Origin of the sequence: Streptomyces sp. NPDC017529 (genome assembly GCF_044329785.1) — a bacterium.
Classification (GTDB): domain Bacteria; phylum Actinomycetota; class Actinomycetes; order Streptomycetales; family Streptomycetaceae; genus Streptomyces.
The window spans coordinates 102,131-121,606 of the sequence record NZ_JBIRJY010000005.1 but is presented as its reverse complement, the minus strand read 5'-3'; the positions used below and the strand labels follow the sequence as shown (position 1 = coordinate 121,606).

At 73.5% G+C, this 19,476-nt stretch carries 21 protein-coding genes; 17 read left to right on the top strand and 4 right to left on the bottom strand.

All coding sequences use genetic code 11. The annotated features are described in order from the left end of the window. Positions 1-67: 67 nt before the first annotated feature. From ACH4K4_RS14290 to ACH4K4_RS14260, 7 genes are all read left to right on the top strand, one after another. Entirely contained in the window at positions 68-415 is a 348-nt protein-coding gene (locus tag ACH4K4_RS14290; RefSeq protein ID WP_398167360.1) for an ArsR/SmtB family transcription factor, read from the top strand. Between the two features lie 99 nt (positions 416-514). Then, complete coding sequence (locus tag ACH4K4_RS14285; protein WP_398167359.1) at positions 515-742, top strand: hypothetical protein; 228 nt, start codon at positions 515-517, stop codon at positions 740-742. After that, on the top strand, positions 739-1,212 hold the full coding sequence (locus ACH4K4_RS14280; protein WP_398167357.1) for an MrpF/PhaF family protein: 474 nt from the start codon (positions 739-741) through the stop codon (positions 1,210-1,212). The genes ACH4K4_RS14285 and ACH4K4_RS14280 overlap by 4 nt, the downstream gene beginning before the upstream one ends. Next, the gene (locus ACH4K4_RS14275) at positions 1,205-1,507 is read left to right on the top strand and encodes a Na(+)/H(+) antiporter subunit B (RefSeq protein WP_398167355.1); all 303 of its coding nucleotides are present in this window, start codon (positions 1,205-1,207) and stop codon (positions 1,505-1,507) included. The genes ACH4K4_RS14280 and ACH4K4_RS14275 overlap by 8 nt, the downstream gene beginning before the upstream one ends. Then, positions 1,504-2,280, top strand: coding sequence for a hydrogen gas-evolving membrane-bound hydrogenase subunit E (gene mbhE / locus ACH4K4_RS14270; protein WP_398167353.1), 777 nt, complete (start codon positions 1,504-1,506; stop codon positions 2,278-2,280). The genes ACH4K4_RS14275 and mbhE overlap by 4 nt, the downstream gene beginning before the upstream one ends. Next, positions 2,277-2,624 carry a sodium:proton antiporter gene (locus ACH4K4_RS14265; protein WP_398167351.1) on the top strand — a complete coding sequence of 116 codons (348 nt, stop codon included), beginning with the start codon at positions 2,277-2,279 and terminating at the stop codon, positions 2,622-2,624. Before mbhE ends, ACH4K4_RS14265 begins: the two co-directional genes overlap by 4 nt. A gap of 38 nt (positions 2,625-2,662) precedes the next feature. Further along, positions 2,663-4,507, top strand: a complete 1,845-nt coding sequence (locus ACH4K4_RS14260) for a complex I subunit 5 family protein (protein ID WP_398167999.1) — start codon at positions 2,663-2,665, stop codon at positions 4,505-4,507. A 20-nt stretch (positions 4,508-4,527) separates the two neighbouring features. Here the strand turns inward: ACH4K4_RS14260 and dhaM are convergent, their stop codons facing one another. The 3 genes from dhaM to dhaK all read right to left on the bottom strand — a co-directional run bounded on the left by dhaM (position 4,528) and on the right by dhaK (position 6,616). After that, positions 4,528-4,941, bottom strand: a complete 414-nt coding sequence (dhaM, locus tag ACH4K4_RS14255; protein WP_398167349.1) for a dihydroxyacetone kinase phosphoryl donor subunit DhaM — start codon at positions 4,939-4,941, stop codon at positions 4,528-4,530. Next, positions 4,938-5,519 carry a dihydroxyacetone kinase subunit DhaL gene (gene dhaL, locus ACH4K4_RS14250; protein ID WP_398167998.1) on the bottom strand — a complete coding sequence of 194 codons (582 nt, stop codon included), beginning with the start codon at positions 5,517-5,519 and terminating at the stop codon, positions 4,938-4,940. The genes dhaM and dhaL overlap by 4 nt, the downstream gene beginning before the upstream one ends. Positions 5,520-5,623: 104 nt before the next feature. Next, positions 5,624-6,616 carry a dihydroxyacetone kinase subunit DhaK gene (gene dhaK / locus ACH4K4_RS14245; protein ID WP_398167347.1) on the bottom strand — a complete coding sequence of 331 codons (993 nt, stop codon included), beginning with the start codon at positions 6,614-6,616 and terminating at the stop codon, positions 5,624-5,626. Positions 6,617-6,952: 336 nt separating this feature from the next. Here dhaK and ACH4K4_RS14240 point away from each other — a divergent pair, with 336 nt between their 5' ends. Next, positions 6,953-7,780, top strand: a complete 828-nt coding sequence (locus tag ACH4K4_RS14240) for a SigB/SigF/SigG family RNA polymerase sigma factor (protein WP_398167345.1) — start codon at positions 6,953-6,955, stop codon at positions 7,778-7,780. Positions 7,781-7,905: 125 nt separating this feature from the next. Continuing rightward, entirely contained in the window at positions 7,906-9,162 is a 1,257-nt protein-coding gene (locus ACH4K4_RS14235) for an aromatic acid exporter family protein (protein WP_398167343.1), read from the top strand. Positions 9,163-9,365: 203 nt separating this feature from the next. Here the strand turns inward: ACH4K4_RS14235 and ACH4K4_RS14230 are convergent, their stop codons facing one another. Next, positions 9,366-9,536: a hydrophobic protein gene (locus ACH4K4_RS14230; protein ID WP_398167341.1), complete on the bottom strand. Its 171-nt coding sequence runs from the start codon at positions 9,534-9,536 to the stop codon at positions 9,366-9,368. A gap of 157 nt (positions 9,537-9,693) precedes the next feature. On the opposite strand from ACH4K4_RS14230, the gene ACH4K4_RS14225 reads away from it, so the two are divergent. The 8 genes from ACH4K4_RS14225 (at position 9,694) to ACH4K4_RS14190 (ending at position 19,442) form a co-directional block, all read left to right on the top strand. Next, positions 9,694-9,867 (top strand): CsbD family protein, encoded by a 174-nt coding sequence (locus ACH4K4_RS14225; RefSeq protein WP_398167339.1) that lies wholly within the window; start codon positions 9,694-9,696, stop codon positions 9,865-9,867. 341 nt (positions 9,868-10,208) lie between these two features. Further along, complete coding sequence (locus tag ACH4K4_RS14220) at positions 10,209-12,650, top strand: SpoIIE family protein phosphatase (RefSeq protein ID WP_398167337.1); 2,442 nt, start codon at positions 10,209-10,211, stop codon at positions 12,648-12,650. Positions 12,651-12,724: 74 nt separating this feature from the next. Next, positions 12,725-13,243, top strand: a complete 519-nt coding sequence (locus ACH4K4_RS14215) for a DinB family protein (RefSeq protein WP_398167335.1) — start codon at positions 12,725-12,727, stop codon at positions 13,241-13,243. A 126-nt stretch (positions 13,244-13,369) separates the two neighbouring features. Beyond that, positions 13,370-14,131, top strand: coding sequence for a hypothetical protein (locus ACH4K4_RS14210; RefSeq protein WP_398167333.1), 762 nt, complete (start codon positions 13,370-13,372; stop codon positions 14,129-14,131). A gap of 334 nt (positions 14,132-14,465) precedes the next feature. Continuing rightward, a complete protein-coding gene (gene asnB / locus ACH4K4_RS14205; protein WP_398167331.1) occupies positions 14,466-16,310 on the top strand; it encodes an asparagine synthase (glutamine-hydrolyzing) in 1,845 nt (614 codons plus the stop codon). 29 nt (positions 16,311-16,339) lie between these two features. After that, a complete protein-coding gene (locus tag ACH4K4_RS14200) occupies positions 16,340-16,771 on the top strand; it encodes a MarR family winged helix-turn-helix transcriptional regulator (protein WP_398167330.1) in 432 nt (143 codons plus the stop codon). A gap of 127 nt (positions 16,772-16,898) precedes the next feature. After that, a complete protein-coding gene (locus ACH4K4_RS14195) occupies positions 16,899-18,062 on the top strand; it encodes an FAD-dependent monooxygenase (protein ID WP_398167328.1) in 1,164 nt (387 codons plus the stop codon). A 168-nt stretch (positions 18,063-18,230) separates the two neighbouring features. Continuing rightward, positions 18,231-19,442: an acyl-CoA dehydrogenase family protein gene (locus ACH4K4_RS14190; RefSeq protein WP_398167326.1), complete on the top strand. Its 1,212-nt coding sequence runs from the start codon at positions 18,231-18,233 to the stop codon at positions 19,440-19,442. Positions 19,443-19,476 lie beyond the last annotated feature (34 nt).

Here is a 19,476-nt window from a genome sequence, read left to right as displayed (position 1 = left end):
TGGCCGGCGGCACGGAGGCGGTACCTGGCCGCGGCCGGGTGTCCGTCCGTCCGCGTACGCTCGGAGCATGGCTGTACTGAGTCACCCCGACCGTGCCGAACTACGCATCGCGGATGTCCTGGAGGCGTTCGCGCACCCGATCCGGCTGCGCATCGTGCACCGGCTCGCGCACGGCGCCGAGCGATCCTGCGGCGAACTCCTGCCCGAGGTGTCGAAGTCCACCGCCAGCCATCACTGGCGCGTGCTGCGGGAGAGCGGCGTGCTCCGTCAACGGCGCGAAGGGCGCCGCCTGCTGATGCGCCTGCGGCGCGAGGACCTGGAGGCCCGCTTCCCCGGGCTGCTGGACGTGGTGCTGACCGCCGCGGGGGACGACCCCGAGGTCGTGGCCGAAGCCGGGGTGGCCGGGGCGCGTTAGGGCAACCCTGTCCGGGTAGTCCGTTCGGCGCGGTTTGTCCGGTGAGGGTGCGTCGCATGAGAACCTGACGGCCGGGTACGCGAGGCCGGAGGTGAGCGCATGTCCGGTGTGGTGAGGCCGACCGCCGCGGCGGCCGTGGAACTGGCCGTCTGGTGGGCCGCGCTGGCCGGGCTGTGGCTGGTACTGGTCAGCAGCCCGGACACGCTGGAGTGCGCCGTCGGCGCGACAGCCGCCCTGCTCGGCGCCATCGCCGCCCGCGCCGCCCGCCGGGCCGCCGCCACCGGCCGGCGGCCGCACGCCGGCCCGGGGGAGAGGCGGTCCCGGTGAACGGCTGGCTGCTCGCCGCCGCGCTCCTGCTCCTCGTCGGCTTCGCGCCCACCGTGTGGGGCGCGGCCGGCGGTCCCGTACGGCGGCGGGTCATGGCGCAGAACCTCGCGACACTGGCCGCTTGCCTGGTCGTGCTGCTGCTCGCCCAGGGGTACGCGCGACCCGCGTACGTGGACCTGGCCCTCGTCCTCGCGGTCCTGGGGCCCGCGGGAACGCTCGTCTACGCCCGGCTGCTCGCCGGCGAACTGGCCGAGCGGCCCGCGCACGACCGTGTCGTACGCACCCTGGAACGCGCCATGACGCCGCTCGCCGCGGTCGCCGTCCCGCTGGTGGTGCTGCCGCTGTGCGTCGCGGCCGGGCCGGGCAGGGCGATGGTGAAACTGCTGGCCATCGGGGCGCTGCTGGTCGGAGGGAACATCGTCTCCACGCGCGCGCTGTCGCGCGAGGGAGGTGGCGCTTCCCGTGGGTGACGCGCTGATCGCGCTGTCCCTGGCGCTGGTCGCGGCGGCCGCGACCGCCGCCGTACTGGCACGCGACCCGGTCCGGCAGTCCACCGTGCTGGCTCTCCTCGGACTCTCCCTCGCCATCCTCTTCGCCGTCCTCCAGGCGCCGGACGTCGCCCTCTCCCAACTCGCCGTCGGCTCCGCGCTCACCCCGCTGATGCTGCTGCTCGCCGTGCGGAAGGTACGGCGCGGGGGCCGAGCGGACGGCAGCCGCGATGCGGACCGGGGGGCCGGGGGCCGCGGTGAGGAGGGGCGGCGGTGAGCAGACGGGCCCGGATGTGGGTACTGGCGATCGGCGTCCTGGGGCTGGCCGCCCTGCTGTCCGCCGCGAGCCTGGGACTGCCGGAGTTCGGCGGCGACCGACACCCGTACGGCGTCCGCGCCGTGCGGGCCGCCCTGGCCCGGCACACCTCCAACGTCGTCGCGGCCGTCAACTTCGACCAGCGGGCCTTCGACACCCTGGGCGAGGAATCGATCCTCTTCTGCGCGGCGCTGGGCACCGTCGTGCTGCTCCGCCAGACGCGCGACGAACACCGCGTACGGCCCGAACCGGCGCGCGTCTCCCCGCCCGTACGCCGGTACGCGCTCGTCGCGCTCCCGGTGACCCTGCTCATCGGCCTGTACGTCGTCGCCCACGGCCAGCTCAGCCCCGGCGGCGGCTTCCAGGGCGGCGTGGTGATCGCCACCGCCCTGCACCTGCTCTACGTCGCCGTGGACTACCGGGCGCTGGAGCGGATCCGACCGGTCGGCCTGTACGCGGTGGCGGACGCGGCGGGGGAGGCCGCCTACCTCCTGCTGGGCGCCGCCGGCCTGCTCGCGGGCACCGCCTACCTGACGAACTTCCTCCCCTACGGCACCTTCAACACCCTCGCCTCCGGCGGCACGGTCCCCCTGCTCAACGCCGCCGTCGGGGTGGAGGTCGCCAGCGGCGTCGTGGTCCTGCTGGCCTCCTTCCTCGACCAGGCGGTCGAGATCACCGACGGCGGCGGGGACGCCCGCGGCCGCGACACCCCGCCCGGGAAGGAGCCGGCATGAGCGTGCTGCCGTATCTCGTCGCCGCCTGGATCTTCCTGATCGGCTGTTACGGACTCGCCACCAGCCGCAACCTCATCCACGCCGTCGGCTGCCTGGCGGTCTGCCAGGCCTCCACGTACGTCCTGCTGCTCGCCATCGGCTACCGGGACGGCGGCACCGCGCCGGTCTTCTCCGACCTGGACCCCGGCACCCGCCCGGTCGTCGACCCCGTCGTCCAGGCGCTGACGCTCACCGACGTGGTCGTGGGCGCGACGGTCACCGCGCTGCTGCTGGCCCTCGTCGTCCAGGTGGGCAAACGGCACGGGACCGTCGACCCGGACGAACTCTCGGAGCTGCGCGGGTGACCGCGACCGGCACCGTCGCCAGCCCGGCGGCCCTGACGCTGACTCCCGCCGCCACCCTTCCCCTCGTCGTGGCCCTACCGCTGCTCGGCGCCGCGTTCCTGGTGGCGGCGGGCCGCCGGATGCCGCGCCGGGCCGCCGAGATCGCGGGCACCGGCTGCGCGGCGGGCACGGCCGCGCTCGCCCTGTCCGTACTGCTGCGCAGCCCGGCGGCGGACAGCCCGGGCGCGCACGCCGTCGAATGGCTGGGCGGCTGGCACCCGCACGACGGCGCGGGCGTCGGCATCGTCTTGGTCGGCGACCGCGCCGGCGCCGGCCTGGCCACCGTCACCTCCCTGCTCGTGGTGGCCGTACTCGCCTACTCCTGGCGGTACTTCGACGAGCCGCCGCACCGCCAGGCGGGCACCTTCCCCGCCCTCGTCCTGGTCTTCCAGGCGGGCATGTGCGGCTTCGCGCTCACCGGCGACCTCTTCAACGCGTTCGTCTTCTTCGAGCTGATGGGTGTCGTCGCGTACGCGCTCACCGGCTACCGCGTCGAGGAGAAGCGCGCCGTGCAGGGCGCGCTCACCTTCGGCGTCGTCAACTCCCTCGGCGGCTACGCGACCCTGCTCGGCGTCGGCCTGCTGTACGGGCGCACCGGCGAACTCGGCTTCGCCCAGATCGGCAGCCGCCTGGACGCCCACCCCGGCGGGCCGGACGCGCTCGTCCTGACCGCCTTCGTCCTCGTGCTGACCGGCCTGCTCGTCAAGGCGGCGGTGGTGCCCTTCCACTTCTGGCTCCCGGACGCGCACGCCGTCGCGCCCACCCCCGTGTGCATGCTGCTGTCCGGCGTCATGGTCGAACTCGGCGTGTACGGCACGGCCCGCGTCTACTGGACCGTCTTCGCGGGCCCCGGCGGCATCCCCACGGCCGACGCGCACCGGACGCTCCTGGTCCTCGGCACGCTCACCGCCCTCGCCGGCGCGCTCATGTGCTGGCAGCAACGCCACCTCAAGCGGCTGCTGGCCTTCTCGACCGTCGCGCACACCGGCCTGTTCCTGATCGGGCTCGCCGCCATGACACCGGAAGGCACCGGTGGCACGGCCCTGTACGTCCTCGGGCACGCGGGCGTGAAGGCCGCGCTCTTCGCGGCCACCGGCATCCTCCTCGACCGCTTCCGCAGCGTCGACGAACTCGAACTGTACGCCCGCGGCCGGGAATACCCCCTGGTCGGCGTGGTCTACGTCACGGGCGGGCTCGCCCTGGCCGGTCTGCCGCCCTTCGGCACCGGACTGGGCAAGGCCGTCACCGAGGAAGCGGTGGGAGGCTGGCCGGCCGCCGTGTTCGTGGTGGTCTCGGCGGTCACCGGGGGAGCGGTGCTGCGCGCCGGAGCCCGGGTCTTCCTGGGACTGGGCGTACGCCCCGACGACGCCGTCCCCGCGGGCGACTGCCCGGACGAGACCAGCGGCAAGGACGAACAGCCCGAAACCGCGGGCCCGCTGAGCCGCATCCCCGACACCATGCTGGTCGTACCGGCCGTCCTGCTGGCGGGCGCGCTGGCCGTCGGCCTCGTACCGGGCCTGCACGCGGCGGCCGGCCGGGCGGCGGACGCCTTCACCGACCGGGCGGGGTACGCGGCCGCCGTCCTCGGCACACCCTCGGCCGCCCCCGTGCCGAAGCCCGGACCGCACTGGTCCGCGGTGGGCGTCGGCCTGGGGCTGCTGTCCGCCGCCCTGGCCTGCGGCCTGGCCTGGTGGGCCGTACGCAGGCCGGGGGGACCGGTCGAACCGGCCCGCTGGGCGGCTCCGCTGCGCCGCCTGCACTCCGGGCACATCGGCGACTACGTGGCCTGGGTGCTGGCGGGAACGGTCCTGGTGGCGGCCCTGCTGCTGCCCGCCCTCCAATGAGCGCCCTCGCTCCCTTCCCCTCACTCCTTCCGGTAGGAGTACGCCTCTGCGGCCGCCGCCGCGACCGCTTCCAGATCCGCGCCGGCCGAGGCGGTGACCACGGCGGCCACCGCGCCCTCGACGAACGGCGCGTCCACCAGCCGCGTACCCTCCGGCAGTTCGTCGCCCTCGGCGAGCAGCGCCTTGACGGTCAGCACGGCGCTGCCCAGGTCCACGAGGACCGCGACACCCGCACCGCGGTCCACCTGCCGCGCCGCCTCCGTGATCAGCTCCGCACTCGTACCGAGGCCGCCGTCCGGGGTCCCGCCCGCGGCCGCCAGCGGCACCTGGGCGCCGCCGCCCGCGAGCCCGGCGGCCAGCCGCGCCACCGACTCGGCCACCGGCCCGCTGTGCGACACCAGCACGATGCCCACGCGCGCCGGTCCGCCGCTCACTTGGCGCCCTCCTGCTCCGCCGTCTCCGCCAGCGCCGCGAACAGCAGCGCCGACGAGGCGGCGCCCGGGTCCTGGTGCCCGACGCTGCGCTCGCCGAGATAGCTCGCCCGGCCCTTGCGGGCCCGCAGCGGCACGGTCGCCAGCGCCCCCTGCTCGGCAGCCTCGGCGGCGGCGCCGAACGACCCGCCCAGGGCCTCGACCGCCGGATCGAGCGCGTCGAGCATCGTCTTGTCGCCGGGCGCCGAACCGCCCAGCTGGGCCACTCCGTCCACCCCGGCCCGCAGCGCCGCGCGCAGGTCGCCGGCCGTGACCCGGGCGGCGTCGCCGAGCGCCTTGCCCGTACGCCGCAGCAGTGTCCCGTACAGTGGTCCCGACGCGCCGCCCACGGTGGAGATCAACTGCCGTCCGGCCGTGGTCAGCACGGCACCCGGCGTCTCCGGCGGCTCCCCTTCGAGCGTCCCGGCGACGGCCGCGAAGCCGCGCCGCAGGTTGCTGCCGTGGTCGGCGTCGCCGATGGCGGAATCCAGCTCGGTGAGCCGGTCCGCCTCCCGCTCGACGGAGGCCGCGACCGCCGTCATCCAGCGGACGAAGAACCCGGCGCCCAGGGACGTTTCCGACACGAACCGCTCCTCTGCTCGTACCTGTGCCTGCCTGTGATCACGGACCCGCGGACGCGTGCCGCTCACCGCCCCCACCGCAGCCCGGCCGTCTGCACCGGCGCGTCCCACAGGCGCAGCAGTTCCTCGTCGGCCTGGCACAGCGTCACCGAGCAGCCGGCCATGTCGAGCGAGGTGACGTAGTTGCCGACCAGCGTACGAGCGACCGGTACCCGCCGCTCGGCGAGCACCCGGTGCACCTCGGCGCCGAAGCCGTACAGCTCCGCCAGCGGGGTCCCGCCCATGCCGTTCACCAGTGCCAGCACCGGCTGCCTGGGGCGCAGGTCCGCCAGCACCGCGTCCACCGCGTAGTCCGCGATCTCGCGGGCGGTCATCATCGGACGCCGCTCCCGCCCCGGCTCACCGTGGATGCCGACCCCCAGCTCCAGTTCGCCGGCGGGCAGGTCGAAGGTCGGGCCGCCCTTGGCGGGCGTCGTACAGGCGCTCAGCGCCACGCCGAAGCTGCGCGAGGAGCCCACGACCCGGCGGGCCAGCCCCGCCACCCGGTCCAGCGGCGCGCCCTCCTCGGCCGCCGCACCCGCGATCTTCTCCACGAAGAGCGTGGCGCCGGTGCCGCGCCGCCCGGCCGTGAAGAGCGAGTCCGTCACCGCCACGTCGTCGTCGACCAGCACGCTGTCGACCCGCACGCCCTCGTCCTCCGCCAGCTCGGCGGCCATCTGGAAGTTCAGCACGTCACCTGTGTAGTTCTTCACCACGAACAGCACGCCCTCGCCGCTGTCCACGGCCGCGGCGGCCCGCACCATCTGGTCCGGAACGGGCGACGTGAAAATCTCCCCGGCGCACGCGGCGTCCAGCATCCCCGGCCCGACGAACCCACCGTGCAACGGCTCGTGCCCGCTCCCGCCCCCGGACACCAGCCCCACCTTCCCGGCCACCGGCGCGTCCCGCCGCACGATCACCCGGTTCTCGACATCCACCACCAACTCGGGATGCGCCACCGCCATACCGCGCAACGCGTCGGTGACGACGGTCTCGGGAACGTTGATGAGCATTTTCATCGGATCTCCTCAGGGACTGGAAGGGCGTGAGGAAAGGCGGAGGAAAGGCGCGAGGAAAGCGAGTGGGCGGATTACTCAGCGTGACGGCCTCAGCATATGCAGATCCGCTGGGGCGGCCGCAAGCGTCGGAGAGCCCGTGTGGTTCGTGACGCACGCCACAGCGGAAAGTGGTGGATGCCGAGTGTAAGGGGAGCCGGGTGGGACAGAAGAGCGGCAGTGCTTCGGAACGGTAGGCACCCTTCCCTTTTCTGGTCGAGGGGTCCGTCTGCCGTTTTCCGGCCGTGGCCCCTCGCCTGCCCGCGGACACCTCCGCGGATCGTCTAAGGAGAGCCGGCGATGGCCACCCCCGCTACCGCGCGCGACCATGGGCGCGGTGCCCGCGATGTCGACACCAGCGACGAGTTCCGGCTGCTGGCCACGTTGGAGGACGGGCCGGTCAAGGAGCAGATACGCCAACGGATCATCACCGCGTGGCTGCCGATGGCGCACCGGCTGGCGTACCGGCTGCGAGAGCGCGGCGAACACCTCGACGACCTGAAGCAGGTCGCCGCCCTGGGTCTGGTCAAGGCCGTCGACCGCTTCGACCCCGACCGCGCCGAGGCGTTCGAGCAGTTCGCCGTCCCCACCATCACCGGTGAACTCAAGCGGCACTTCCGCGACCACACCTGGCATGTGCACGTGCCGCGCCGCATCCAGGACCTGCGCAACAAGGTCCGTACCGCGGTCCAGGAACTGAGCGCCACCTCGGACGGGCGTACCCCCACCGCGGCGCAGCTCGCCGCCCACACCGGGTTGACCGAGCAGGACGCCGCCCTCGGGCTGAAGGCACTGGGGTCCTACCGTTCGCTGTCGCTGGAAGCGGCTCTCGACCACGGTGGCGGCGGCGGTGACGGCCACGCTCTCGTGGACGTCCTGGGCGGGCTCGAAGACGCCTTCGGGCTCGTCGAGGACCGTGAGGCGGCCAGGCCGTTCCTGGCCAGGCTGCCCGAGCGCGACCGCCGCATCCTGTATCTGCGGTTCTTCGAGGACATGACGCAGAGCGCGATCGCCGCCCGGTTGGGCATCACCCAGATGCACGTCTCCCGCCTGATCAGCCGGGCGCTGGCCCGGGTGCGCGCCGAGGTGGTGAAGGGGGCGGCGGAGGAATACCGCAAGGCTGCCTGAGCCGTCTGTGGTGCGGGTGGCTCAGTGCGGCGGGGGAGCGCTGGGGTGGGGTCGTCCCGGCGGGGTACCGAGTGAAAGCGGTCGGTCCGCTGCCAGGTGCGGGCCGGATGAGGAACGGAGCGTGCATGACCGGTCGGACGGGGGAGCAGGTTCCCCGGGAGGAGAGGGTGCGGAGGAAGTCCCGGGAGCCGTCGGCGCGACGGCGGGAGTCGCCCGCGGCTCAGGGCCGGGTGGCCCGGGTGCGGCAGTGGTGGAGCCGGGCCTGGGGGACGGCGGGGCACGAACGCCACACGCTGCTGCTGATCGGCAAGAGCACGCTGGCCGCCACGGCTGCCTGGGTGTGCTCGTACAACCTGCTCAACGCGCAGTCGCCGGCGTTCGCGCCGTTCTCGGCGGTGCTGATCATGCAGGTGACGGTGTACCAGTCGCTGTTGCAGTCGCTGCGCTACGTGGGCGCCGTGGCGACCGGGGTGGCCGTACAGGCGGCTCTCGGCGCGCTGGCCGGCCCCGACGTGCTGACCTTCGCGCTCGTGGCGGTGGTGGCCCTGGTCATCGGGCGGTGGCCGGCCCTGGGCTCGCAGGGCTCCCAGGTGGCGACGGCGGCGTTCTTCGCCTTCTCCACCTATGTGACGGCCCCGCCGGGCATCGGCAAGATCACCCACCTCGGGCAGATCGTCCTGCTGGTCCTCATCGGCTGCGGCATCGGCGTCCTCGTCAACGTGTTCGTGGTGCCGCCACTGCGCTACCGCAGCGCCGAGCACTCCATCCACACCCTCGCCCGCGCACTGTGCGACCTGGTCAGCGACATGTACCCGGCCATGCGGCAGGGCGAGCTGGACGAGGAGCGCATCAGCCACTGGCGCAGCCGGGCCGAGCAGACCGGAGAGCTGATCACCCAGGCCGAGAACGGGTTGCGGACGGCGCGCGAGAGCCTCTACTACAACCCCCGCAGCCGACTGGGCCGCCACCGCGGCCGTACGGGATTCGAAGGGTACGGCGCGGTGCTCAAGGCACTGGAGCGGACGCTGTACCAGATGGCCTCCCTCACCCGCAGCCTCGACCAGTGGCGCGAGGGCGGCGACGAACGGGACCGGCGCTTCCTGCGCGGCTACGCCGGCTTCCTGGAATCCGTCTCCGACCTCACCCGGACCCTCGGCGAAGTGGACGAGGACTCCCTGCACGAGCAGGCCCGCCGGCTCTCCGGGCTCGCCGAAGAGGCGCAGGAGCGCTGCCGCCAGGTGACCGAACAGGCCGAGCAGGACGGCCTGCCGCTGACCGATCCGGCCCGCCCGTACGGCGTACTCGTCGTGGAGGCCACCCGGCTGACGGACGAGTTCCGGTACACCTGCGACGTGCTCCGGCGCTATGTCGACGGGCGGTGACACCGGCGGGCCGGGACGGGCCGGGCTGGAGGTTGCGCGCGGTTCCCAGCGCGAGCCCTGACCCGCCCCGGCTACGGCACCGACTACCCGATTCGGTGATTCCGATTCGGGAATCGGGTACGGACGGTTCCGGAACACGGCTGCGGGCCCGCCCGGATCACGGAGATCCGGGCGGGCCCGCAGTACGTGCGGGGCGCGCTACCTCACCACCGGTACCAGCGCCCACGGCGGCCGCCCGCTCCGGCGGAACGCATGACGAAGCCGAGAAGCCAGATCACGAGTACGACGACGGCCACCCACCACAGGGCTTTGAGGGCGAATCCGGCGCCGAACAGGATAAGCGCGAGAAGCAGAACGAGTAGCAGGGGAACCATAGTTATCAACCTCCGGAACGTCGTGTGCCCCGCCCTTTCGCTTTCACACACCCACGTTTTTCCGTCGTTCCCGCATCGTGCCTCCGGCGGTTTGTTTGCGCGACCGGGAGCCGGGCACTCGCGATGTCGTCCAACGACTGCCGAAGGGGAGGGATCCATGAGCGCGAGCGAAAAGGCCAAGGCCAAGGCCGAGCAGGTCAAGGGCGCGATCAAGAAGGAAACCGGCCGCGCGGCCGACAACGATCAGGCGGCCGCCGAAGGCCAGGGCGACAAGACGAAGGGCAGCCTCCGAGAGGCCAAGGAAAAGGCCAAGGACGCTTTCAAGAAGTGAATCACGGCGAGCGTGACGCGCACATGGGGCCACAATCTTCCGGGTTGTGGCCCCATGTGTGTCGGCATCGTTTCTTCCCCGGAATCCGGGCAGTCCGTTCCGGTTGCCCCGGGCTCTCGGAGGTGCGGTTGAACCGGTGGCGGGGAGCCGGCCGTACTACCGGCCGTCGTGTGCTCCGCTCGGCGGAGTGAGCGGCCCCGGGCCCCCGGCCCGGGGCGCGGGTCGCGCGGGCCGACACGATACTGGGGCACACCTGCTCAATTCACTGTCTCGGGTCGCCCGGAGGAGTCGCCGCAGGGACGACAGCGCGGGCCCGCTCGGCGAGTCGAAGGGGCGAAGCGATGGACGCACCGGTGCCGGACTTCACCGAGCGGCCGGAGGACCCGTTTGCGCTGCACCGCGCCGCCTCGGCGATGCTCGACGACCAGGGCGGGGTCGTGGGCTGGAGCGAGCGCGCCGAGATCCTGCTCGGGCACCCGCCACAGGAGGTGTTCGGGCGGCGGGCGGACGCGTTCCTGGTCCCCCGGGACGGCCGGGGCGCCGTGGCGGACGCCGTCGCGGCGGCCCGGCGGGACGCGGGCTGGTCCGGCATCCTGCCGTTGCTGCACCGCGACGGGCGGCGGATCGAGCTGGGCCTCAGGGTCCGTGCCGTCACGCGCGGTGACGCCGCGCGCGAGTGGTTCGTCGCCGCCGCGCCCGCGGCGGAGGTGGTCCAGTGGGAGATCGACCGCTCCGTCCTGGACGGCCTGTTCCGGCGTTCCCCCATCGGGCTGGCCGTGCACGCGCCCGACCTGAGCATCCTGCGCATCAACCGGGCGATCGCGGGCATCAGCCGGCGCCCCGCCGCGGCGCACCGGGGCCTGCGCATGGAGGACTTCCTGATCGGCCCCGACGTGGCGACCATCGAGGAGCGGCTGCGCCGGGTACTCCGGACGGGCGAGCCGCTGATCTTCACCGAGCAGCCGTGCCGGCTCCGCCTCGACCCGGGGCACGAGCGGGTGGTGTCCGTGTCCGCGTTCCGGATGCAGGACCGCTCCGGCGCGGTGCTCGGCGTCACCCAACTGGTCGAAGACGTCACCGACCGGCACCGGGCCCAGCGCCGGCTCGCCGTCCTCAACCGGGCGAGCGCCCGTATCGGTACCACCCTGGACGTGGACCAGACCGCCGGGGAACTCGCCGAGGTCGCGGTCCCCGACCTCGCCGACGCGGTCTCCGTGGACCTGCTGGAGCCGGTCGTCCACGGCCAGGACCCCACCCGGGGCACGCCCGTGGCGGTGTGCCGCGCGGCCGTCAGGTCCGTCGTGGCCGAGGCGCTGGAGGTGATGTACCCCGTCGGCGAGGAGTTCCGGTTCGAGCCGGGTACGCCGCAGGCCCGGTGCCTCGCCGAGCGGGAGCCGGTCCTGGAACCGGACCTGACGGGCAGCACCGGCTGGCACGTCCAGGACCCGGAGCGGTCCAAGGCCGCCCTCCGCCTGGGCGCGCACTCGCTGATCGTCGTGCCGCTGGCGGCCCGCGGCCAGGTGCTGGGCCTGGTCAGCCTGTGGCGGGCGGAACGGTCCGAGCCGTTCGAGGAGGACGACCTCGTACTGGCCCAGGACTTCGCCGCCCGCGCCGCCGTCTGCATCGACAACGCCCGCCGCTACACCCAGGAGCACCACGGGGCGCTGACCCTTCAGGAGAGCCTGCTGCCGCGGGAGCTGCCCCGGCAGCTGGCCGTCGAGGCCGCCCACCGCTACCTGCCCGCCGATCCCGCGGCGGGCGTCGGCGGCGACTGGTTCGACGTCATCCCGGTCTCCAGCGCCCGCGTGGCCCTCGTCGTCGGCGATGTCGTCGGCCACGGGCTGCACGCCGCGGCCACCATGGGGCGGCTGCGCACCGCGGTGCACACACTGGCCGCCCTCGATCTCGCGCCCGACGAGGTCCTCTCCCACCTGGACGACCTCGTCAACCGCCTGGCAGAGGAGCAGGAGTCGGCCGCCGGCGGCCCGCAGAGCCCGCAGATCATCGGCGCCACCTGCCTGTACGCGGTCTACGACCCGGTCTCCCGGCGGTGCACCCTGGCCCGCGCGGGCCACCTGCCGCCCGCCGTGGTGGGCCCGGACGGCGGGATGAGCCTGCCCGACCTGCCCGCCGGGCCGCCGCTCGGGCTGGGCGGCCTGCCGTTCGAGACCGCCGAACTCGAACTCGCCGAAGGCAGCCTGCTGGCGCTGTACACCGACGGGTTGCTGGAGGCCCACAGCCGGGACCTCGACGAGGGGCTGGCGCTGCTGCGCGAAGCGCTGGAACAGCCCCGACGCCCTCTGGAGGAGCTGTGCGAAGCAGCGGTGGACGCCCTGCTGCCCGTCCACCCGCGTGACGACGTCGCGCTGCTCCTCGCCCGTACGCGCGCACTGCCCTCGGAGAGCGTCGCCTCGTGGGAACTGCCCGCGGAACCGGCCGCCGCGGCACAGGCGCGGGAGGTCACGGCGGCCACGCTCACCGAATGGGGCCTGGAGGAGCTGGCGTTCACCGCCGAACTGGTCGTGAGCGAACTGGTCACCAACGCCTACCGGTACGGCGGTACGCCGATCACGCTGCGGCTCATCCGTGACCGTTCGCTGATCTGCGAGGTCTCCGACCCCAGCAGCACCGCCCCGCACCTCAGGCGCGCGCACAGCACGGACGAGGGCGGACGCGGCCTGCTCCTGGTCGCCCAGCTCACGGAGCGCTGGGGCGCCCGCCACACCCGCGACGGCAAGACCGTCTGGACGGAACTCCTCCTGCCCGTCGCCGCACCGGGCTGAGCAGCGCCCGGGGCGCGGGTGCCGGCGGCACGCTCCGGGCCGCGTTGTCAGACCCCCGTGCCACGATGACGGACATGAGCACTTCCGAACGCACCATGCCTCCCCTGGACGCCGACGAGCGGGCCTCGCTGGAGAGCTGGCTCGACTTCTACCGCACCACCCTCGCCCAAAAATGCGACGGGCTGACCGAGCAGCAGCTCCGCGAGGCGTCGGTGGCGCCCTCGCCGATCACCCTGCTCGGCCTCGTCCAGCACATGGCGGAGGTCGAACGGAACTGGTTCCGCCGGGTCCTGGCCCAGGAGGACGCCCCGCCGATCTTCACCGCCGGCCCGGACGCCGGCCGCGGGGCCGCCGACGGCGGGTTCGAGCTCGCGGCGGAGGCCACCTACGAGAAGGCGCGGCTCATATGGCAGGCCGAGACGGAGCGCGCCCGGGAGAACTGCGCCGCCCGCGCGCTCGGCGACACCAGCCCGTTCATGGGCGGGCAGGTGACCCTGCGCTGGATCTACACCCACATGATCGCCGAATACGCCCGCCACTGCGGCCACGCCGACCTCGTCCGCGAGCGCATCGACGGCAGCACGGGCGTCTGACCACCGGCACGAGAGGAGGGAGGGGCGGGGCCCGGCACGGCGGGTTTACGTATTCCGCGTGCCGGGCGGGCTGAGGAGACTGGCGCCACCGACCGCACCGCGGGACACATCCGAGCGGAGGGCACCGTGGCAGACGACTCGACGGCCCAGGACCGGCAACTCCTGCACGCCTACTCGCGCGAGACCCGCGATCCGTACGTCCAGCGGCTGCTGGGCGAGCTGCTCGGGCACGTCAACCGCGCGGACTTCGCACGGACGGCGGGCGCGGGCGGTGGCAACACCCGCGACCTCGGCCAGGGGCGGTACGCCGTCTCCTACGCCCATACGTCGGCCATGTCCCGCAGCGACCACCTCGCCGTGCTGGTCCACGAGCTCACACACGTCGCGGTCAACCAGGCGTACGACTCCCAGATGCTCAACATCCGGGTGCCCGCGCTCGCGCCGGCGGAGGCCGACCGGGTGCGCGACGAGACACCGGGGCGCGAGGAGGACTTCCAGAACGCCCGCCTGGGGCGGCTGGACGCCCGGCGCCGCGACGCCTTCGTGGACCTGGTCGTCGGCAACGTCCGGCGGCTGCTGGAGGAACTGCCCGGGTCCGGGCTGCCGGCCGACCGGCAGCGGGTGATACGGACCAAGCTCACCGACCACCTGCGCGCCCGCCCGTACCACGAGTACGACGGGGTCCTCTCGCACGTGCTGACGTGGTGCGACCTGGACGGGGCCGACCGCCGCTCGCCCTTCTACCGGAGCCTGACCGCGATGGTGGCGCAGGCGGCCGACTGGCGCGCCGCCGGCGACGTCGCCGTGCCGGGGCGCCGCCGGCGCCGCGGGCTCCTGCGCCGGGTGGGCGGTGTGCTGGGCGGAATGTTCCGCGTCTTCCGCAGGTAGCCCCGCGCGGGGCTCCGCACACGGTAAAGCCTTGTCCACGGTGTCGTAAGCCGGGTGCCATCCGGCGGGGTGTCCCGCTGCCCGCGCGTTCCGTGAAGCCGCAGTTCAGAGGCGCGCCAATGGTTCATGTCGCGCTCTGGAGCGCCGGGTTGGGCGGTTTCGGCGCGGTGGCGGCGAGGTTGACGGAGCGTCCTCGTGAGGAACACCCTCGTTACATAGGTGCTCGATACAACTGACCTGTGGGGGCGTCGGACCGCCGGGCTCCGCCATGCCCGCGTACGGTTCCCCGGCGCACGGCGGGCCGCCTCCCCGGGCCGGAACAGGAGGACTTGGCATGTGTGGCATCACCGGCTGGATTTCCTTCGACCGTGACCTGCGCTCCGAGCGGGAGACCGTGGACGCGATGACCGAGACGATGTCCTGCCGCGGGCCCGACGACCGCGGTACGTGGGTGCAGGGGCCCGCGGCCCTCGGCCACCGCCGTCTCGCGATCATCGACCTCCCGGGCGGCCGGCAGCCGATGACCGCCGAGAAGGCGGACGGCAGCCCGGTCGCCGTCGTGTACTCCGGCGAGACGTACAACTTCGGCGAGCTGCGCGAGGAACTGGCCGCCAGGGGGCACCGGTTCACCACCGACTCCGACACCGAGGTCGTGCTGCGCGGCTACCTGGAGTGGGGCGAGGCGGTCGCCGAACGGCTCAACGGCATGTACGCGTTCGCCGTCTGGGACGAGCAGCTCCAGCGGCTGGTCATGATCCGCGACCGGATGGGCATCAAGCCGTTCTACTACTACGAGACGCCCGACGGCGTGCTGTTCGGCTCCGAGCCCAAGGCGATCCTCGCCAACCCGCTCGCCGGGCGCACCGTCGGCCTCGACGGCATCCGCGAACTCTTCGCCCTCGTCAAAACGCCCGGCCACGCCGTATGGGAGGGCATGTACGAGGTCGAGCCGGGCACGGTGGTCACCGTCGACCGCGGCGGCCTGCGCCGGCACGTCTACTGGTCGTTGCAGACCCGCGCCCACCAGGACGACCGGGACACCTCCGTCGCCCACGTCCGCGCCCTGCTCGACGACATCGTCCGCCGCCAGCTCGTGTCCGACGTACCGCGCTGCACCCTGCTCTCCGGCGGCCTCGACTCCTCCGCGATGACCGCGCTGGCCGCCCGCCAGTTGGGCGAGGCGGGCGAGACCGTACGCAGCTTCGCCGTCGACTTCGTCGGCCAGACCGAGCACTTCGTCGCCGACGACCTGCGCGGCACCCCCGACACGCCGTACGTCCACGACGTGGCCCGCCTCTCCGGTACCGAGCACCAGGACATCGTGCTGGACTCCGACGCCCTGGCCGACCCCGAGGTGCGCGCGAAGGTCATACGGGCGCGGGACATCCCGATGGGCCTCGGCGACATGGACGCCTCGCTCTACCTCCTGTTCAAGGCGATACGGCAGCAGTCGACCGTCGCCCTGTCCGGCGAGTCGGCCGACGAGGTCTTCGGCGGCTACAAGCAGTTCTTCGACGAGGAGGCCCGCCGGGCCGACACCTTCCCCTGGCTGGTGCGCTGGGCCGAGCACTTCGGCGACGACGGCAGCATCCTCGACCCCGGCCTCGCCGACACCCTCGACCTGCGCTCCTACGTCCGGGACGGCTACCGGGCCGCGGTCAAGGACGTACAGCGGCTGGAGGGGGAGAGCGACTTCGAGTTCCGGATGCGCAAGGTCTGCTACCTGCACCTGACCCGGTTCGTGCGCATCCTGCTCGACCGCAAGGACCGGGCGAGCATGGCCGTCGGCCTGGAGGTGCGGGTGCCGTTCTGCGACCACCGGCTGGTCGAGTACGTCTACAACACGCCGTGGGCGCTGAAGTCCTTCGACGGGCGCGAGAAGAGCCTGCTGCGCGAGGCCACCGCCGACGTCCTGCCGAAGTCCGTGTACGACCGGGTCAAGAGCCCGTACCCGTCGACACAGGACCCCAAGTACGCGGTCGCGCTCCAGCAGCACGCCAAGGACCTGCTCGCGCGCTCCTCGCACCAGGTCTTCGACATCGTCGACCGCAACTGGCTCAAGCGGGCGGCCGACCACGACGCGCCGCAGATCACCCAGGCGTCCCGGCGCGGCCTCGAAAGGACGCTGGACCTGGCCCTGTGGTTGGACATGTACCGCCCCCGCCTTACGCTTTCCTGACCCGGACCGGGCGGCACGATGGGCGAGCGATGACGATCGGCGACGACGCGGCACTGCAACTGGTGATCTCCTTGAACCGGCTCACCCGCAGCCTGCGCAGGGCTGCCTCGGCGGGCGGCGTCCAGCCGACGCAGCTCGCCGTCCTGGCCCTGCTGAGCCGGCAGCAGGGCCCGTCCCGGATCGGTGAGATCGCGGCCTGGGTGCCCTGCTCGCAGCCGACCGCCACCGCCGCCGTACTGGGGCTGGAGTCGGCGGGCCTGATCCGCCGCGAGCCCGACCCCACGGACGGGCGGGCCAGCCGGGTCCTGGCCACCGAGCGTGGCAGGTCCGCGTTCGCCGACCTCGCGCGCGGCGAGGCCGAGGTGCTCTCCAAGCGCCTCGCCTCGCTACGCCCCGACGAGGTCCGCCTGCTCGCCGAGGCGGCGCCGCTGCTGCGCCGCCTCGCGGAGGCGGCGGACTGAGGGACGGGGCGCACCGCCCACCCTCCCGGGCGCGCCCGCCACGCGCGCCCCTCCCGGACCGCGGCGCATGGACGCAAACCAGCCGGGTACACGAGTCTCCTGACCGCCTCTCAAGGACCGTTGCCCGATGCCCGTTTCCACGGCACGTCCCCACGCTCTCGTCGCCGGTGCCGGTATCGCGGGGCTGGCAGCGGCCCTGGCCCTGCGCGCAGCCGGCTGGGACGCGACGGTCGTCGAGCGGGCCCCGGCCCGCCGCACAGGCGATCACCTGGTCTTCCTCCGCGGCAACGGCTATCGCGCGGCCCGCCGTCTCGGACTCGCCGACCACCTCGGCGACCGGCTGGGCCCGGACAGCCGGTGGTTCGAGATCGACGCACGCGGGCGCACCCTGCCCGGCCTGAGCCTCCCGGCCGGCGCACGCCGTCCCCTGGCGCTGCTGCGCAGCGACATCGAGACCGCGCTCCACCACTGCCTGCCCGGCGACGTGGGCATACGGTACGGCCGCTCGCCGGTGGCCGTCACCCAGACCCCGCACCACGTGCTGACCACCCTCGACGACGCCACCGAGATCCGCTCCGACCTGCTCATCGGCGCGGACGGCAGCCACTCGGCCGTACGCCGCCTGGCCTTCGGGCCCGACGGGCACTTCCGTCACGACTTCGGGCACGTCGCCGCCGCGTGCCTGCTCGGCACACCCCTGGCGGGCCTGGCCGCGGGCGACACCGCCGTCATGCCGGACGCGGGGCGCGCCGCGTGGGTGGCCGCCTTCCGCGGCTGCGGGCCCGTGGCGTACTTCCTGTACCGCGGCGACGACCCCGCGGCAGAACCGCGCGAGCCGGCGGGTGCCGCCCTGCGCCGGGTCTTCGGCGACCACCCGGGCCCCCTGATGCCCGGACTCCTCGACGCGGCCGACCGCGCCGGCACCGTCCGCTTCGACCGGGTCGGCCAGATCCGCATGCCCCGGTGGACGAACCGCCGCGTCGTCCTGATGGGCGACGCGGCGTGGAGCCTGAGCCTGTACTCCGCGTACGGCGCCTGCCTCGCCGTCGAGGCCGCGGCGGGCCTCGCGGACGCGATACGGACCGGCCGCCCCCTCGACCGGGCCGTCGCCCAGTGGGAACGGCGGACGCGCCCCACGGCCGGCTACCACGCCGACCAGGCCTGCCGCATGCGGCACCTCTTCCTCCCCGCCAGCCCCGCGGCGGCCCGCGCCCGCCGCGCGGCGATCTGCCTGTCCCGCAGCCCCCTCACCCGCCCGCTGTCCCTGCGGCTCCTGCCGCAGCCGCTGTAGCGCACCGCCCGCCGGCGGCCCGCGCCCTTCCTTATCAATGGAACACGTTCTAGTGTGCCCTGGACCCGTTACCCGACGGCCCGTCAGAAAAGCTGCCGGCCGCGCCACCGGCGCGTCGGGGAGCGCACGCGCCACGCGCGAGCCGGGCCGGTCAGACCAGGAGGGGCCGTGCACCTCGAATACACCCCCGAACAGCAGCGGCTGCGGTCCGAACTGCGGGAGTACTTCGCCGCCTTGGTGCCGGACGACTCGTACACCCGCTTCGAGGAGCCCGCCGGGCCGTCCGGTGACGGGCCCACCGCGCAGAAGCGGTTCTACCGTGCGACCATCCGGCGGCTCGGCGCGGACGGCTGGCTGGGGGTCGGCTGGCCCGAGGAGTACGGCGGACGGGGCATGTCGCCGATGGAGCAGTTCGTCTTCTTCGACGAGGCGGCGCAGGCGGGTGTCCCGCTGCCGCTGATGGCACTGAACACCGTCGGCCCGACGATCATGCGATACGGCACCGGCGAACAGAAGGAGTACTTCCTGCCCAAGATCCTCTCCGGGGAGATCGACTTCGCGATCGGGTACAGCGAACCGGAAGCCGGCACGGATCTCGCGTCGCTGAAGACCCGGGCCGTACGCGACGGCGACGCCTACCTCGTCAACGGGCAGAAGATCTGGACCACCAACGGCGACACGGCCGACTGGGTGTGGCTCGCCGTACGCACCGCCCCCGTGGAGGACGGCGTGCCACCCCACAAGGGCATCAGCCTCCTCCTGGTGCCGACCTCCGACCCCGGCTACTCCTGCACCCGCATCAACACCCTCGCCTCGCACGACACCACCGCCAGCCACTACGACAACATCCGCGTCTCCCTCACCCGCCGCGTCGGCGAGGAGAACCAGGGCTGGCGGATCATCACCAACCAGCTCAACCACGAACGCGTCACCCTCGCGGCGCACGGCACCATGGCCGTCCGCGCCCTGCGCGACGTCCAGCGCTGGGCCGCCGGCACCAAGCTGGCCGACGGCCGGCGCGTCGCCGACCTCGGCTGGGTACGCGGCCGGCTGGCCCGTACGCACGCCAGGCTGGACGCGATGAAGCTGCTGAACTGGCAGATGGTGGACGCCCTCCAGCGCGGCACGCTCACCCCGCAGGACGCCTCCGCGGCCAAGGTCTACGGCTCGGAGGCGCGCCGCGACGCGTACGCCTGGCTGATGGAGATCGTCGCGGCCGCCGGCCCCCTGAAGGACGGCTCGGCAGGCGCGGTCCTGAACGGCGAACTGGAACGCGGCTACCGCTCCGCGGTCATCTTCACCTTCGGCGGCGGCAACAACGAGATCCAGCGCGAGATCATCTCCTGGATCGGCCTGGGGATGCCACGGGTGCGGCGGTAGGCCGCCTCCCGGCCCGCCCCCGCGGTGCCCCCTC

Bases quoted from the DNA above. Each gene is read 5' to 3' on its own strand.
- ACH4K4_RS14290 (WP_398167360.1), top strand. From the start codon at position 68: ATGGCTGTACTGAGTCACCCCGACCGTGCCGAACTACGCATCGCGGAT.
- ACH4K4_RS14285 (WP_398167359.1), top strand. From the start codon at position 515: ATGTCCGGTGTGGTGAGGCCGACCGCCGCGGCGGCCGTGGAACTGGCC.
- ACH4K4_RS14265 (WP_398167351.1), top strand. From the start codon at position 2,277: ATGAGCGTGCTGCCGTATCTCGTCGCCGCCTGGATCTTCCTGATCGGC.
- dhaL (WP_398167998.1), bottom strand. From the start codon at position 5,519: ATGACGGCGGTCGCGGCCTCCGTCGAGCGGGAGGCGGACCGGCTCACC.
- dhaK (WP_398167347.1), bottom strand. From the start codon at position 6,616: ATGAAAATGCTCATCAACGTTCCCGAGACCGTCGTCACCGACGCGTTG.
- ACH4K4_RS14240 (WP_398167345.1), top strand. From the start codon at position 6,953: ATGGCCACCCCCGCTACCGCGCGCGACCATGGGCGCGGTGCCCGCGAT.
- ACH4K4_RS14235 (WP_398167343.1), top strand. From the start codon at position 7,906: ATGACCGGTCGGACGGGGGAGCAGGTTCCCCGGGAGGAGAGGGTGCGG.
- ACH4K4_RS14230 (WP_398167341.1), bottom strand. From the start codon at position 9,536: ATGGTTCCCCTGCTACTCGTTCTGCTTCTCGCGCTTATCCTGTTCGGC.
- ACH4K4_RS14225 (WP_398167339.1), top strand. From the start codon at position 9,694: ATGAGCGCGAGCGAAAAGGCCAAGGCCAAGGCCGAGCAGGTCAAGGGC.
- ACH4K4_RS14220 (WP_398167337.1), top strand. From the start codon at position 10,209: ATGGACGCACCGGTGCCGGACTTCACCGAGCGGCCGGAGGACCCGTTT.
- ACH4K4_RS14215 (WP_398167335.1), top strand. From the start codon at position 12,725: ATGAGCACTTCCGAACGCACCATGCCTCCCCTGGACGCCGACGAGCGG.
- asnB (WP_398167331.1), top strand. From the start codon at position 14,466: ATGTGTGGCATCACCGGCTGGATTTCCTTCGACCGTGACCTGCGCTCC.
- ACH4K4_RS14200 (WP_398167330.1), top strand. From the start codon at position 16,340: ATGACGATCGGCGACGACGCGGCACTGCAACTGGTGATCTCCTTGAAC.
- ACH4K4_RS14195 (WP_398167328.1), top strand. From the start codon at position 16,899: ATGCCCGTTTCCACGGCACGTCCCCACGCTCTCGTCGCCGGTGCCGGT.